The sequence below is a fragment of the Paenibacillus paludis genome, from assembly GCF_042610515.1.
Classification (GTDB): Bacteria; Bacillota; Bacilli; order Paenibacillales; family Paenibacillaceae; genus Paenibacillus_AQ.
This window is the reverse complement of sequence record NZ_JBGJZP010000003.1, coordinates 286,598-301,753: the sequence shown is the minus strand read 5'-3', so window position 1 is coordinate 301,753 and position 15,156 is coordinate 286,598. Positions and strand designations below refer to the sequence as shown.

Here is a 15,156-nt window from a genome sequence, read left to right as displayed (position 1 = left end):
AATGGAAATTATAGGCGAGCGAATACAGCTAAGGGATTTTACCGACAGCGACCGTACTTTTTTCGGGGAATTGGAGGGCCATGAGCTGACCACCCGTTTCGAGAACCACAGACCGGATGCCGCACAAATTCAAAAGGATTTTGAAGCAGCTTTATCACATGCACAGTGCACACCCCGTGAACATTTCAATTTGATCATTTGCAGAACTGCAGATAACATACCCTTAGGTGGCATCAGCCTTAAGCTGAACTGGTCAGAAATCAGGGAATGGGAAATCGGCTGGGCGCTGCATCCGGATTATTGGCGGCAGGGTTATGCTGCGGAAGCGGTTAGGCTGATGACCGGCTATGCCTTTGAATCTCTTCAGGCCCATCGAATCGTAGCATATGCCAATGCTGATAACGTCCGCTCTGAGAACCTGATGATCCGTGTGGGCATGATCAAAGATGGCGTACTCCGGGAGACAAGATATTGCAATCAAACCTGGTGTGATGAGCTGATCTATTCGATGCTTGAAAAAGACTGGGTCCAGCTTAATCTATAGGGCAGCAGCACTCCCTCAAGTATTCAATGATACCTCTCATTTACAGGGATAAAAGGAACAGGGTCAGCACGACTATGCTGACCCTGTTTATTACTATATAGATTGAACTTAAAAACTTGAGAAAAGGGAAAGGAGCAACGGAGGGGAATTTTGGAACTGGAGGAACGGTAGTGTCCGCCTGAAAGCTTTCCGAAGGAAAGCTAGCATCGAAAGCATAAGCAGTCTTCGGATTTCTACCGCTATAGCGGTTAAAATTAAGAAATTTGAAGACAACAGCGGCCGGAAGTCCAAATATTCACTGTAGTTGCGACTGGTCCTGAAATCTAAAACCACAAGTTCAATCTATATAGTTTCAGTGTGTACAAGGCAAAGGTTATTGATTAACTACAGGAATCTTAAGCTTGATCTCCGATAGGCCCTCTTCCTCTGATCCAGTCTTAATTAACAGCTCCATAGACCTTGGGTTATCCAAAAGATTGCTGCTGAGCAGATAACTAAAACCCTCATCCGTCCCGCCCCCGGAGTACGAGAGAAGCTGATCTACACCCTTTTTCGTTTCAGAGGCAATTTCTGTTCCCTTGATCGCCACAAACAATTTGTCTCTAATTTGCCATTGATCACGCTCGTTCTCCTGCAACGCCAAATTCACCCGGGTCATTAAGGGGGAGAATTCAACCTGGGTCAGCGTTATCTCTTGCCCTTCCAGTGTAAAAGTCTTGTCCGGATATACGGTTTGGGTTGGATGCTCCTTAAACTTGGAAGCTAAAGTAAAACTGATTTTAAGACTGGGAGAATATTGTACATCTTCATAAGCAATTTCCGAATTGGGGTCCTCCATCATGCCAGGGTCTACCAAAGCAATTTTAAAATCCGCTTCCAGCTGTTCAGGGAATGGCTTGTTCCGGTCGAGGTCGAACGTGCTCCGCCCGATGAATTTACTGTAACTCTTCACACCCGGTCCCCTAAAATGGCTGGCCACCCGCATCGTATCTTTCAAATAACTGTTCGTTGCCTTGTCTTCAAGCTTTGCACTATTAATACTGTGAATCTCCTGAGCGTTATCTGTGGTAGCCGTATATAGAATAATAAGCTTATTCTCGTCCGCAGTAACGGCGTTCAAGGTCACCGTAAAGCCTTCGCTGCTCACCGATTTGTTGATCCTCTGAATATATCCGTTTCTAAGTGCGGAATAAACGGTTTCGTCGTCGACATCAAATGAAGAAAGATCTTTGAAATCCTCCAGCCCTGTCCAGTCAATCGTTTGCAACAGCCGGGCCGTTTGCGGCTCTGACTCGAGATAAGGAAGGACAAACAGCAGAATGGCGACCGCAGCAGCTGCGGCAAATCCCATGAATGTGCTTCTGGAGAATAAAGCCATCTTGCTTTTTCGCTTACCCCTCTCAAGCCCCTTTTGAACCGCAAATCTTATCGCGCTGCTCTGCTGCTCCAATTCCACTTCTACCTGCTGGTGCATCTGAACCGCGTTTGACAGCAATTCCTCTTCTTCCTTGTTACTGATCATTCCAGTCACCCCGATTCCTGATAATCGTCCTAAGCTGCTTAAGCCCTTTATGCTCCCAGGTTTTGATTGTCCCTTCCGGCTTGTTCAACAATTCCGCAATCTCTGTCAACGTCATGTCATTATAGTATTTAAGCAGCAGCACATGACGGTACTTGGGTTTCACCTGTTCAAGCGCCCAGAGCATTTCCATCCTGCTGGTATTATGCATTGTAACGGGCTCCTGCATCTGTTCGTCCGCTGTCGGAACACTGCGCTTGCGTCTTCTCTGCGCATCTATGCAGACATATATCAGAATCCGGATGATCCAAGATTTAAATGCCTTGGGATCTTTCAGCGTTTTCCGCTTGATCCACGCCCGGCAGGTCATTTCCTGTACCGCTTCCAGCGCATCGTTCCGGTTGCCCAAATAACTGTAAGCTATACGATACAGCTGCTCGCTATGCTCTATCACAGTGTCATAGAACACAGATTCTTCCCGCGACACTGTACTGCTAACCCTCTTCATCTCTACCCCGGACATTGTCATCTTTCCTCCTACTCCCCCTTACCTTACATAGTTAAGACGGGGAGAACACGCAAACAGTTTTCTTAAATTGTAATTTATCCTTTTCTTCATTCCGTAAAGTGAAAATTGACAAAAAAAAGCCGTAACCCCAGCCTTTCAGCGGGACTACGACTTTAAGATAAATGTATGTTACAACACCCAGTTTCCTTTGCGGAACACGGGTTCAATGGTACCATCCGCCAGTTCGCCGTCGATATCAAGCTCAGCTGAGCCGACCATGAAATCAACATGCGTCAAACTTACATTCGCGCCTTTCGCCAGCAATTCTTCGCTGCTTAGTCCAACGCCGCCTTCAATATTGACAGGGTAGGCACTGCCCAGCGCAAAATGGCAGGAAGCATTCTCATCGATGCCTGTATTATAGAATACCCGGCTCATCCGGGAGATTGGCGAGTCGTGCTGCACCAGGGCCACTTCGCCCAGGTAGGAAGCTCCTTCATCCGTTTCCAGAAGTGAAGTCAGATGCTCACGCCCGGACTCGGCATCGTATGCGGTAACCTTGCCGTTTGTAAAAGTAACGGTGATGCCATCCACTAGACGCCCGTTCAAATTCAACGGAAGGGTACTGGCCACTGTGCCGTTGACGCCTGTACGACGCGGCATCGTGTAGATTTCTTCCGTAGGCATGTTCGCTACAAAGTATACGCCGCTACCGTTCTCCCCGCCGCCGCCGCGCCACAAATGGCCTTCAGGCAGTTCCACATGCAGGTCCGTACCGGGGGCGCGGTAATGCAGGCTTTTGTAGCGCTTGGCATTCATCCGGTCCTGGCTTTGCTTCAGCAGGGCAATATGCTCCCGCCAGGCTGCAACAGGGTCCTCAGTGCCTACGCGGTTCATCTGGAATACCGCTTCCCACATCGCTTCCACTCGTTTTTCTGCTGGAAGATCGGCAAATACCTTATCCGCCCATGCGCGCGTCGGCGCTTTGATGAGGGACCAGCTGATTTTATTGTTCCGGGTATAGTTCTGATATTTCTTCCGCGCTACTGCAGCAGCCTTGACGGCTGTTGACACCTTCGAGGAATCAATGCCGCGGAAAAGCTCCGGATCGGGTACTTTAATATGTAAGATAGCTCCACCCTCTTCGGCAAAACCCTCCAGCATATCCGCATGCCATTGCGGGTAATAACCAAAAGAGTCTTCGGGAGCCTTTTCGTAACGGATGCGCGTAACCGCCTCATCATCCCAGTCAACCATGACGTATTTAGCACCGGCCTCATAGGCTTTGCCAACGATCAAGCGCGTAAGCTCGGCTGTCTCCAGGGGAGAATGGATCATCAGCACTTGTCCAGGCTGTACATTTACTCCGACCTTCACAACGAGGTCCGCATATTTCTCCAGCATCACTTCAAAATCCTTCATGACTTCTTTTCCTCCATATCTAAGATTGCTGTAGTTCTACAAATCCAAACGAACTGCTCTTGTTATTTTAACGCAAAATGATCCTCGTTGCGATTCTTTATGATTTGACCTCTACTGTTGCCCATTCCCCACCAGTTTACCAGAGTAAATACCGGATTCGTCAGACTGTATCCTAATAAGCGCCCTGCCAATTTCAGTATGATTGCTGTAGGCAGTAAGAGTCAGTTCACTCTCCCTATTCTTGCTGGGTAATGGCGACCAATAAATCGTATCTCCGGATGCAATGGCCGTCTCTGTTCCGAGCTCATGCACCACATAATCCGGCGGAGTCCAGCGAAGAAAACTGCCCTCTGTTGTCTGCAGCCTGATTTCATCCGCGCCGTCAGCCGTGATCTGTATCGGAAATCCCGGCGACCTGCTGTTGGTCACACGATAGTCCCCGATGGGGAACTTAATTTCCGGCTGTACCTGTTGTGGCTCACCGTTTGCGGAGTACACCGTTACCGCGAAGATGTCTGACAGGAAGGGGCGTTGACCCGGCTGTCGCTGGCCGTTACTCTGGATCAGAAACAAACTAAGCAGTGAAAGAAGAACCAGCGCTGCGGCGATGATGGAAATGGCAGGTTGTAGTCTATAACGGCGGGTTAGTGCAGGCTTACCTGTATCCGATTCAGCTTTTTCCTGAACGGCTTTCTTCACTATCCCTTCTGCAAGCTCTGTTGAAGCCGTAATCTTCCTCATCCCATTCACATATTTATTCATCATCCATCCCTCCCATTACGGCTTTCAGCCGCTCTCTTGCACGCTTCAGCTGTGTGCGGACTGTACCTTCTTTATACTGCAGCATTGCGGCGATCTCTGCCGTGCTGTAATTTTCGAAATAATAGAGATGAATGACTATCCGGTATTTGACGGGAAGCTTCAGCACTGCCGATACCACTTCCCTCTCCTCCGCTTCAGGTATGGGCAATTCCGGTCTTTCCAGAGCAGAAATGTACCTTTTCCATGGGCTTCGCAGCATGTCCTTACACCGGTTAATGGTGACTCTGATGATCCATGCGCGTTCATGATCCGGATCTGCAAACTCAGGATGATGCTGAAACAGTCTGATAAAAACATCCTGGCAAATATCCTGCGCATCAGCCATATTCCTGACATAGGCTAAGGCCAGCCGCAGTACCATGTCCGAATGTTTCCGTACCATTTCATTTATGTATTTCTCAGTGCAGGGCAATTGTTTCTCCAATCCGTCTCCCCCCTTCACTGATAACACGCCGGAACCAGCGAATATGTTTCACTTCTTCACAAAAAAAAACGGCCCCGTGCAGGAGCCGCTGTCTGCTTCTCATAGATAGGGCAAAGGGTTCTATTAACCCGTGCAACATCAGTGTCTATTGTTTATCCACCTGCAACAAGGTCACGGTCTTCACAGCGTAAGTATGCTGAATCTTTTCTTCTGCAATGATATTCAGTTTGGTCAGACTGGCCACCTTTGCCGGATCGGTCTTTGAGAGCAGACGCCAAACCTCCGGGTCGGACAACGTGTTGTACAGCTTTTCATCATCATATTCCTTGCGGTTCTGCGTAACAAGCTTAACCTTGTAGCTGCCAATCACTGCCTCCGTCTCCCCGCGTTCACTGCAGTAGGACAAAATGTCCTGCCGCAGCTCGGCCAATTCCTTCTCAAGCTCCTTTTGTTTTGTTTTGAGTTTATAATACTGCTGAACCTTCTTCTCCATCATTGCTCACGCTCCTCTCCAAACATATGTATGCCGGATGAGGCCAATAAATAAGTTGAGCCCTATTCCATAAACTTCTATAATAAAATAGATTCTGCTGCAGTGATTCCGCCAGTAAGCAACGTCTAACCGCAAGGGTATGTTCAAGTGCGGGTAAGCTCAGTAAACTAACAAAATGGCAGGTGAACCATGTTTCAATCGTATCTATTTCCGATCTCTTACGCCTTTATGACCTTTCCTGTAGCGGCGCTGTTCTTCACGCTGCCTTTTCTCATTGTTCAATACCGGAAGCATGGATATATCAACAAGATCAGGGCAGTTGTTCTTTATTTGCTGCTGCTCTATCTGCTGAACGCCTTTTATCTCATCATGCTGCCGATGCCGGCGTCCCGGCACAACCTGCCCCCTTCGGGCAATACAATTCAGCATATCCCACTGCAATTTATTCAGGAGATTCTGAAAGAAGGCAATTTTTCCGCTCAGCAACCCTCAAGCTATCTGGCATTGCTGCGCGAGCCTGCATTTCTTCAGACCGTGTTCAATATCGTCTTGACGATTCCCTTCGGCTTGTTCCTGGGCTACTATTTCCGCACCAGGTGGATGGTGTGCATTCTGCTGTCCTTCTCGCTCTCATTGCTGTTCGAGATCACCCAGATCACCGGCATCTACGGTATATTTGATTATCCTTACCGTATCTTTGATGTCGACGACCTGATCACCAATACGCTTGGCGGAATGATCGGATTCAGAATTGCCTTGTGGATTTCAGGATTGCTCCCAAAGATCGAACAGCTCGACAACCACGAGGATCTGGCGGCCAAAAGAGTCACCTTCACCCGCCGCAGCATCGCCTTTATGCTGGATGCATTCGTATGGCTGACTGGGCTCACCCTGCTGAATGCCTTGTCTGTATCAGGAGCATTCTGGATATCAACCAGTGTCTTCTGTCTGCTCGTGCCCTGTCTGGCCGGAGGAAGAACACTTGGCAAATGGATCGTGCGCATCCGTATAAGCACTCAAAGGGAACGGCTCCGGCTGTGGATGCTGATCACCAGATACTTGCTGCTGTATGGGCTACTGATTGGAATGAACCGCCTAATTCTTGTTTCTTCTCAGCTCGACGGTCTGACCTCTGCCCTAGCAACAGTTGTTCGTATTGCTGTATTACTGGGGGACATGGCATTTAGTATTCATCTATTTATCGGAATCTTTAAGAAAAAACGAGTGTTATTCTATGAGAACATAAGCCAGACTTGCAACGTAATTACATGGCCGGAGAAGACGCAGGAATCCGCTAAGGATGTTACAAATTCAGTTGTCAATTAAGAGAGTTTTTTCATGGATAACATAAGAGGCCATGTTCCCCACTTACCGGGGACGCACGGCCTCTTTGCATTTTGAAAGTAATTTAAAAACTAGGAATCCAGTTCCTTAATCGTCAGCACCACCGGACAATGGTCGCTGCCGAGGACATTACACTCGATACCGGCCTCCACCAGCTGCGGAGCCATCCGTGATGAAGCCAGAAAATAATCAATCCGCCAGCCGACATTGCGCTCTCTGATCTTCGGCATATAGGACCACCAGCTATAGGCCCCTTCTGTGTCAGGGTAAAAATATCTAAAGGTATCCACAAAACCTGAGTCAAGCAATGTCGTCATTTTACCGCGCTCTTCATCGGTAAATCCTGAATTCCCCCGGTTGGATTTCGCATTTTTCAAATCAATATCCTGATGGGCGACGTTGAGGTCACCGCAGACTACAACCGGTTTATGCTGATCCAGCGCCAGCAGATAATTGCGGAACCGGTCCTCCCATTCCATTCTATATTCCAGACGGGTCAAATCCCGTTTGGCATTCGGAGTATATACATTCACGAGATAGAAACCGGCAAATTCCAAAGTAATAATCCGGCCTTCCGGCTCTGAATCATCCTCTATTCCATATCGTACGGAAAGCGGTTTGATTCTGGTAAAGACCGCCGTTCCCGAATACCCCTTCTTAAGGGCATAATTCCAATATTGCATATATTCCTCACCCTGCTCCATGACAATTTGTCCCTCCTGCAGCTTTGTTTCCTGCACACAGAAGATGTCTGCGCCGCTTTCCTTAAAGAAATCGTTAAAGCCTTTGTTCACACAAGCTCTCAGACCGTTTACATTCCAGGACACCAGCTTTATCATCGTCATTCTCCTTACATTTCACTAGAATTATCCCCAGTGTAACATATTATAAGCTGTTTAGAGTTGCTATGCGTGATACAATAACTGGGCTTGCTTCTTCCAATCTACTAAAATACGCGGGGGTTCCTATAAGCTATGAATATACCAAAACTGCTACGCAGCTTTAACTTTTTATATTTTGCCCTGCTCGCCATGTTCATTCCCTTTCTTCCGGTCTACCTGGATAATCAGGGTCTGAGTCCGGCGCAAATCGGATTTGTTGTCGGCACCGGCGGCTTCATAACGATAGTCGCCCAGCCGCTATGGGGAATGATCAGTGACCGTACAAAAACAATCCGCAAAGTACTGTTGTTCCTGCTGCTCTGCTCAGCCATTGTCGGCTACCTGCTGTATGTCTCAAGCAGTTACAGCCAGCTGATTCTGTTCGCTATGCTACTCTACTTTTTCCTAATGCCGATTGATCCGTTGACAGAAAGCCTCAATTTCCGTATCGCCGAGTCTTCCGGGATCAGCTACGGCTCGATCCGCACCTATGGTGCGCTCGGTTATGGTATCATGGCGCTGCTGACCGGATATGTAATGTATTATTTTGGCGCACAAGGTCTAGGACTGCTGTTTGCCGGCAGCAGTCTGCTAGGCTTCCTGGTCAGCTGGAACATGCCGGATGCCCCGGTTACCGGGAAACCGGTCACCCTGGACAGTCTCAAGCATTTCCTCTCCAATAAAGAAACGCTGTTATTTCTGCTGCTGGTCTTTGTCAGCTCCGTACCGGCAAGAATGAACGATACTTTTCTGGGGGTATATATTATTGATCTGGGCGGAGGATCGGCGTTGGTGGGACAGTCATTTTTCCTTGCGGCAATAAGCGAAATCCTTGTCTTTGCCTTGAGCTTCTGGTGGCTGCGCAAAGGCAAGGAGCTGATTATCATCGCTTTTGCGGGAGCCTTCTATTTCCTTCGTTTCTTTATTTCTGCCTGGGTTACCGATCCGCAGCTGCTCACTTACCTGCAGGTTCTGCAGTTGTTCACATTTCCCGTCTTCTACTCGGCGGCTATCCAGTACTTGTACAGCATTGTACCGGAGGAATGGAGGGCTACGGGCCAGACAGTGCTGGCACTTCTGTTCTTTGGGGTGTCGGGCATCGTGGCCTCATATGCGGGAGGTGCCATTTATGACAGATTCGGGGGCAAAACGTTCTTTTTATGCGTATCAGCAATGTCCTTTACCGGCATGATCTTTGGCCTCATTCTTTACCGGATTTATGGTAGACATAGCCGTAAGGGAGAACATGCAGTAACTCTATAAGACCGGATGCCGCGTCAGCGCTAAGGAGAATCAATATAATCTGGAGAGTACAACGATTGGAATAACGGTCCGTTCGCGGAACATTCTAAATTGTGCTAATCTCTTAAGTCATTCGCTGCTGCATTAATAGAAACGGAGAATATAATGTTCTATCATTGGAAAGCAGAGCTGCCTCTGATTTCTAATGTAATGCCAGAGTATCCCGCCCATACTCTCTCATTTCACTCCCCCTGCTAACATCCCTGGACGTTCAACGGCCAGGGATGTTTATCGCGCTATAGGATAAACAGATTACATACAGCTTGTTCTTAGAACTCCCCTTCAGGCATAGGTCCCGTATATATGGATTGCGGACGAAAAATACGGTTGTTGGCGGCTTGCTCCAGAATATGCGAGGTCCAACCCACGATTCTGCCGGACGTAAACGTAGGGGTGAAGATCTCCGGGTCCAGTTCCAGTGCCTGCAGGATCGCGGCAGCATAGAACTCTACGTTAGTGAACAACCGGCGTCCCGGTTTGTATTCCTCAAGCAGGCGGATCGCCGTATGCTCGACATGAATCGCCACATCAAAGGATGGATCCTTGCCGATCATTTCCTCGGTAGCAATCTTGAGCGCTTCAGCGCGGGGATCTTTGGTCTTGTAAATGCGATGACCGAAGCCCATAATCTTGCCACCTTTATCCAGAACCTCACGGATCCATGGCTCAGCCCGCTCCTTCGTTCCAATATCCGCCAGCATCGAGATAACTTCGGAGGGCGCTCCGCCATGCAGCGGACCTTTCATCGCCCCAATGGCACCACATACGGCTGCGCACATATCAGATTCGGTGGAGAGAACCACGCGTCCGGCAAAAGTCGAGGCATTCATTCCATGCTCCATGCAAAGAATCAAGTACGCACTTAGTGCCTGCACATGGGCTTCCTGCGGAATTTGTCCATTCAGCATATACAAATAATTAGCAGCATGCCCAAGCTCTGGAAGCGGCTCCACAATAGGCAGTCCTTTTAACCTGCGGTATCTGTAAGCAATAATCGTTGGCAATAGCGCAGTCAACCGCACGGCTTGCCGGAGCGTCGGCGGCCATGTTGCATTCCCCTGCTCCCCTAACGCAGCTACTGAGCTTTGCAGAACCAGCATCATCGGAACCGAAGCCGGGAGCAGATCAACAATTCTGCACAGATACTCCGGCATCGCTCTGGCCGCCGCCATTTCCAGCTTCAACATCTCCAGCTCCTCCGAACTTGGCAGATGGCCATTCCACAGCAAATAAGCTACTTCTTCGTAACTTCGGCTTATTGCAAGTTCTTTCGCCCAATATCCGCGGTAAACCAGATAACCTTTTTCTCCGTCTACCAAACCAATTTCTGTTTCTCCAGCCACTACACCTTCCAACCCGCTTACTGTTGCCATTGCACTTAACCCCTTTTCCGATCCAATAGGAATTGAACACTATATTAGGAGTATATGCTGTAAATCCCATATTGCATATTTATAGTTTTTTATGAATGCATAAAAATAATTTATCAGGTTAATGTATCGCGGACTGCCCGATAAGCTGCTTCAGCTTGGCTTCTGTATTTGAAGCTCCTGCGGGGGTATAGATGCTGCAGCGCAGATCTGTGCTTCCGTGAACCTGAAGTGAAGTTAGATGAAACAGCATCTTACCTGCTTTGGCATGGCGGAATTCGAGCACCACATCGGGAGCTGAGCTAACCTGGCTCTCCTCCCAAAGTGCTTGAAAAGCAGGATGTTTGCCCTTCATCTCCGCAATAAAATCATCATACCAGTGATCCTCAACATATTGCCCGTAGTACGCCCGGAATATAGCCAGATAACCCCTGACGAATTGTTCCCAGTTCACGGCAAGCCGCTGAAATTCCTTGCGTTCGAACAAGAGGCGGATCATGTTCCGTTCTTCTTGCGGCAACGAGGCAAAATCCAGAAAAACATGTGCCGCCGCTTCATTCCAGCCGACGATGCCGCAGCGCCGGTCCGAAATAAGGGTCGGGCAGGTGGTAAGCTCCTGCAGAATTTTCTGCAGTGGCGGACTAATGACGGAAACCTCCACCTGCTCAAATGGCATATTTCCGGGACCATTCTCAAGGGCCAAAGCGAATAAATAGCTACGCTCATCCTTGGTCAGCTGCAGTGCCGAGGCAATGCAATCCAGCACAGATGCCGATACTTTAATATCACGTCCCTGTTCCAGCCAGGTATACCATGTGCTGCTGACTCCGGCAAGCTGCGCTACCTCTTCTCTGCGGAGCCCGGGCGTTCGTCTGCGTGTCCCTTCCGGCAAACCTGCGTCAGCGGGAGAGATCGCCGCCCGGCGTGATTTTAAGAAATCCGATAATGCCTGAAGCCTCGTCTGATTGGACAATATCTGTTCCTGCCTTTCTGAAACCGTCCTATAAATAGTAGTAATTATACTAGTATAAACTACAACTTGTAATAGGATAAGTAAAGTGGAAAAATACTTGTATAACCCCTATGTACAAGGATGGAGGAGGACGATTATGGAACGCGTAGTAATTACCGGGATGGGCTTGATCTCGCCCCTTGGCAACACTGTAGAGCAATTCTGGAGCCGCCTGACTGCAGGCGAATCGGGAATTTCCGAAATAACTTCATTTGATACCTCACATTTCAAATCAAAAATTGCCGCTGAAGTGCGGGACTTCGATCCTGAGGGCAGATTCGGCCGCAAGGAAGCCCGCCGGATGGACCGGTTCACCCAATTCGCACTGGCTGCCGCCGAAGATGCGTGGGCGCATTCCGGTCTTCAGCGTGATCAGATTGACAAAGAACGGCTTGCTGTATATGTAGGTTCCGGGGTAGGCGGTATTCATACCTTGATGGAGCAAGGGGATGTACTGCGGACACGGGGACCGGAACGAGTCAGTCCCACCTTGATACCCATGCTGATCTCTAACATGGCGGCTGCGACGATCAGCATTAAGCTGGGAGCGTTGGGTCCTACTCTCTCCCCGGTCACCGCCTGTTCAATCGGCAATACGGCGATCGGAGAAGCGTTCCGGTTAATCCGTTACGGCGGAGCTGATTGTGTAATTGCCGGAGGCTCCGAGGCGGCGGTCAGCGAGATTTCGTTAGCCAGCTTCGGAAACGCTACTTCATTATCCACCTGCAACGATGAGCCCGAGAGAGCCAGCCGCCCGTTTGACGGCAAGCGTGACGGGTTCGTTATCGGCGAAGGCGGTGCGATTGTCATTCTGGAATCACTCTCCCACGCCTTGCGCAGAAATGCCGTGATTCATGGAGAAGTCATTGGTTATGGCGCCAGCTCTGATGCTTATCACATGGTAGCCACCCATCCGGAAGGCATCGGTGCTTTTCAGGCGATGAAGCTTGCACTCCGCGAAGCGGGAATCAACCCGGAGGAAGTGGATGTTATTAGCGCCCATGCAACCAGCACCATTATCGGGGACCGCTCGGAAACATTGGCGATTAAGAAGCTGTTCGGGGAAGCGGCTTACCGCATTCCGGTTACCGCCAACAAATCGATGACCGGCCACACGCTCGGAGCTGCCGGCGGGCTGGAAGCCATCGCTCTGATTCAAAGCCTGAGTAGCGGCATCATTCCGCCTACCATCAATCAGGAAATCCCTGATGAAGTATGCGACCTGGATTATGTGCCTAATACTGCCCGCAAAGGCGAGCTCAAGATTGGAATCTCCAATTCTTTTGGTTTTGGCGGCCATAATGCTGTTATCGCCCTAAGCAAGTACGAGAATGGATAACCATAGTCTAACCTGCAATCAAAGGGGCTGTCCCAAAAGCCATGAAATGGCTGCTTGGGACAGCCCTTGTTTTTGAGTAAGATCAACTTGAGCACTTGGGTGGACGCTCCGCGAACGGACCGTTGTTCCAATCGCTGTTGTCCCCAGATTTTTTTGATTCTCCTTAGCGGTGAAAATCCGGGGACAAAGGCGACCGCTACCGCTTTTCCACAATCAGTCCGTCCTCTCCGCTGTTTAAGCGGGAACTGTTTCTACAATCCTCTAAAAAACAACAAAGAAAACGCCCTTTTGGTAAAATGGAAGTACCACCCACCATCCCCAAAGGAGCGATTTCTTTGTACATTCAATATACCATGGACCAACTTTACTTGCCAATGGATTTAGAAGAAGACATCCCACAAAATCATCTCGTTTGTGTCGTTAACGCAGCCGTAAATCGCCTGGACGACGCTATCTTTGACGCTGTCTATCCTGGCGGCGGCCGCGACAGCTACCACCCTAAGATGCTTACCAAAGTCATTATTTACGCTTATACTCAGCGAATCTATTCGTCTCGTCAAATCGCTAAAGCCGTGCGAGAGAACATCCCTTTCATGTGGCTGGCCGGACGGCAACGCCCCGACTTTCGCACCCTTATCGCTTCCGTTCCCAGCGGATGAGAAGTGTCCTCGAAACCGTATTTACCGCCGTGCTTCAGTTTCTGGCTGACGAAAAATACGTGTCTCTGGAGCATTACTTTGTGGATGGTACCAAGATTGAGGCCAATGCCAATCGCTACACCTTTGTTTGGGGCAAAGCGGTCAGCAAACACAAAGCGAAATTGCAGGAGAACGTCCATGCTCTGTTTGCTGACATTGAAGCGGCAGAGCACCAAGAAGAACGGGAGTGCCAGGGAAAGGACCTCGCCGAACTCGGCGAATCTTGCGAGATGAGTAGTAGGAAATTGGAACACCTGACCCAGGCGCTGGAGTCAAAGCTCATGGACAAACCCAAAGACAAGCCCTTAAAAAAAGCCGTTCGAAAGCTTCGCAAGGATTTGCTGCCCAGGCTGCTGAAGTACGAACAGTACCAAACACTGCTTGGCGACCGAAATAGCTTCAGCAAGACGGACCCGGATGCAACCTTCATGCGGATGAAGGAAGACCACATGCGAAATGGTCAGCTCAAACCCGGATACAATGTACAGATCGGAACCGAAAACCAGTTTATTTTGGCCTACAGTCTACACCCGAGACCTACTGACACCCGTTGTTTACAGCCGCATCTGGAAAAGGCAAGGCAGATCCTGGGGAAACTTCCGCAGACGGTGATTGCGGATGCAGGCTACGGCAGTGAAGAAAACTACGCCTATCTGGAAAAAGAAGAGATTCAGGCGGTCGTGAAATACGGCAGCTACCACAAAGAAAAAAGCAAAGCTTGGAAAGAGAATGTCGGAAAGATTGAGAACTGGACGTACAGTGAAACCAAGGATACATGGACGTGCCCAGCCGGAGAAACGCTGCATTTCCGCAAAGAGAGCAAGGAGACGCTACAAAGTGGATATGAAATTCACAAACGTCATTACCGAAGCCAAAGCTGCGAAGGCTGTCCGCTGAAGGAACGCTGCACCAAGGCAGCAGGAAACCGGGAAGTGGTTGTCAGTCTGGAGAGGCTGCGGTACCAGAAGCAGGCTCGGGCCATCCTGCGAAGCGAGGAAGGCTATGCCCTGGCCGTACGCCGAATGACGGAACCGGAAAGTGTATTTGGACAACTGAAGAATAACCGGGGCTTCCGGCGCTTTCTGCTTCGCGGCATGGAAAAAGTGACGCTTGAGGTCGGTTGGCTTTCGCTTGCCCATAATATGCTGAAGCAAGCTGCAAATGACCAAAAACGCAGAGCAGCGATCCTCCAATAACAGGAGAATCGCTGCTCTGTTGAATTTTACGGTTTTGAGAATAAATGTGGTCTGTCTCCGCTCGTAGAAAACTACTTTTGGGACAGCTCCTTGCTCTGCGGCTGGAAGCCTTGTGACACCGACTGCGCCTAAAGGCGCTTGCTCTCCCTTTGGCCGAGGGGTCTTGATCTATGGCACTTCTTTTCGTAATCTATCGTTTCGTTAGCGTTACATTACATTCTTCTACTGACCTTGAAGCTTCCGTCTATATCCCAGTTGTCGTTAGACAATACCGCTTGTCCG

Annotated in this window: 13 protein-coding genes and 1 pseudogene; 5 read left to right on the top strand and 9 right to left on the bottom strand. The window is 49.3% G+C overall.

The features are described from left to right. Window position 1 precedes the first annotated feature (1 nt). The gene (locus ACAN56_RS07965) at window positions 2-544 is read left to right on the top strand and encodes a GNAT family N-acetyltransferase (RefSeq protein ID WP_379141813.1); all 543 of its coding nucleotides are present in this window, start codon (window positions 2-4) and stop codon (window positions 542-544) included. 373 nt (window positions 545-917) lie between these two features. On the opposite strand, the gene ACAN56_RS07960 is transcribed toward ACAN56_RS07965, so the two are convergent. The 6 genes from ACAN56_RS07960 to ACAN56_RS07935 all read right to left on the bottom strand — a co-directional run bounded on the left by ACAN56_RS07960 (window position 918) and on the right by ACAN56_RS07935 (window position 5,735). Continuing rightward, the gene (locus ACAN56_RS07960; protein WP_379141810.1) at window positions 918-2,066 is read right to left on the bottom strand and encodes a DUF4179 domain-containing protein; all 1,149 of its coding nucleotides are present in this window, start codon (window positions 2,064-2,066) and stop codon (window positions 918-920) included. After that, window positions 2,056-2,586, bottom strand: coding sequence for a sigma-70 family RNA polymerase sigma factor (locus ACAN56_RS07955; RefSeq protein WP_379141808.1), 531 nt, complete (start codon window positions 2,584-2,586; stop codon window positions 2,056-2,058). Before ACAN56_RS07955 ends, ACAN56_RS07960 begins: the two co-directional genes overlap by 11 nt. A 174-nt stretch (window positions 2,587-2,760) precedes the next feature. Further along, entirely contained in the window at window positions 2,761-3,993 is a 1,233-nt protein-coding gene (locus tag ACAN56_RS07950) for an aminopeptidase (protein WP_379141806.1), read from the bottom strand. A 111-nt stretch (window positions 3,994-4,104) separates the two neighbouring features. Further along, the gene (locus tag ACAN56_RS07945; protein WP_379141804.1) at window positions 4,105-4,758 is read right to left on the bottom strand and encodes a hypothetical protein; all 654 of its coding nucleotides are present in this window, start codon (window positions 4,756-4,758) and stop codon (window positions 4,105-4,107) included. Then, window positions 4,748-5,239, bottom strand: a complete 492-nt coding sequence (locus ACAN56_RS07940; protein WP_379141802.1) for a sigma-70 family RNA polymerase sigma factor — start codon at window positions 5,237-5,239, stop codon at window positions 4,748-4,750. The genes ACAN56_RS07945 and ACAN56_RS07940 overlap by 11 nt, the downstream gene beginning before the upstream one ends. Before the next feature lie 145 nt (window positions 5,240-5,384). Then, window positions 5,385-5,735, bottom strand: a complete 351-nt coding sequence (locus tag ACAN56_RS07935) for a hypothetical protein (RefSeq protein ID WP_379141799.1) — start codon at window positions 5,733-5,735, stop codon at window positions 5,385-5,387. Window positions 5,736-5,921: 186 nt separating this feature from the next. On the opposite strand from ACAN56_RS07935, the gene ACAN56_RS07930 reads away from it, so the two are divergent. After that, on the top strand, window positions 5,922-7,058 hold the full coding sequence (locus ACAN56_RS07930) for a VanZ family protein (RefSeq protein WP_379141797.1): 1,137 nt from the start codon (window positions 5,922-5,924) through the stop codon (window positions 7,056-7,058). Between the two features lie 89 nt (window positions 7,059-7,147). On the opposite strand, the gene ACAN56_RS07925 is transcribed toward ACAN56_RS07930, so the two are convergent. Beyond that, a complete protein-coding gene (locus ACAN56_RS07925; RefSeq protein WP_379142062.1) occupies window positions 7,148-7,912 on the bottom strand; it encodes an exodeoxyribonuclease III in 765 nt (254 codons plus the stop codon). Between the two features lie 138 nt (window positions 7,913-8,050). On the opposite strand from ACAN56_RS07925, the gene ACAN56_RS07920 reads away from it, so the two are divergent. Beyond that, on the top strand, window positions 8,051-9,220 hold the full coding sequence (locus ACAN56_RS07920; protein WP_379141796.1) for an MFS transporter: 1,170 nt from the start codon (window positions 8,051-8,053) through the stop codon (window positions 9,218-9,220). Window positions 9,221-9,528: 308 nt separating this feature from the next. On the opposite strand, the gene ACAN56_RS07915 is transcribed toward ACAN56_RS07920, so the two are convergent. Continuing rightward, entirely contained in the window at window positions 9,529-10,632 is a 1,104-nt protein-coding gene (locus tag ACAN56_RS07915) for a citrate synthase/methylcitrate synthase (RefSeq protein ID WP_038590927.1), read from the bottom strand. A gap of 118 nt (window positions 10,633-10,750) precedes the next feature. Further along, window positions 10,751-11,602 (bottom strand): helix-turn-helix transcriptional regulator, encoded by an 852-nt coding sequence (locus tag ACAN56_RS07910; protein ID WP_076112708.1) that lies wholly within the window; start codon window positions 11,600-11,602, stop codon window positions 10,751-10,753. A gap of 136 nt (window positions 11,603-11,738) precedes the next feature. Between ACAN56_RS07910 and fabF the strand changes: the two genes are divergently transcribed. Then, window positions 11,739-12,980 carry a beta-ketoacyl-ACP synthase II gene (gene fabF, locus ACAN56_RS07905; protein WP_038590921.1) on the top strand — a complete coding sequence of 414 codons (1,242 nt, stop codon included), beginning with the start codon at window positions 11,739-11,741 and terminating at the stop codon, window positions 12,978-12,980. 335 nt (window positions 12,981-13,315) lie between these two features. Continuing rightward, window positions 13,316-14,874 (top strand): annotated as a pseudogene (locus ACAN56_RS07895) (IS1182 family transposase). Window positions 14,875-15,156 lie beyond the last annotated feature (282 nt).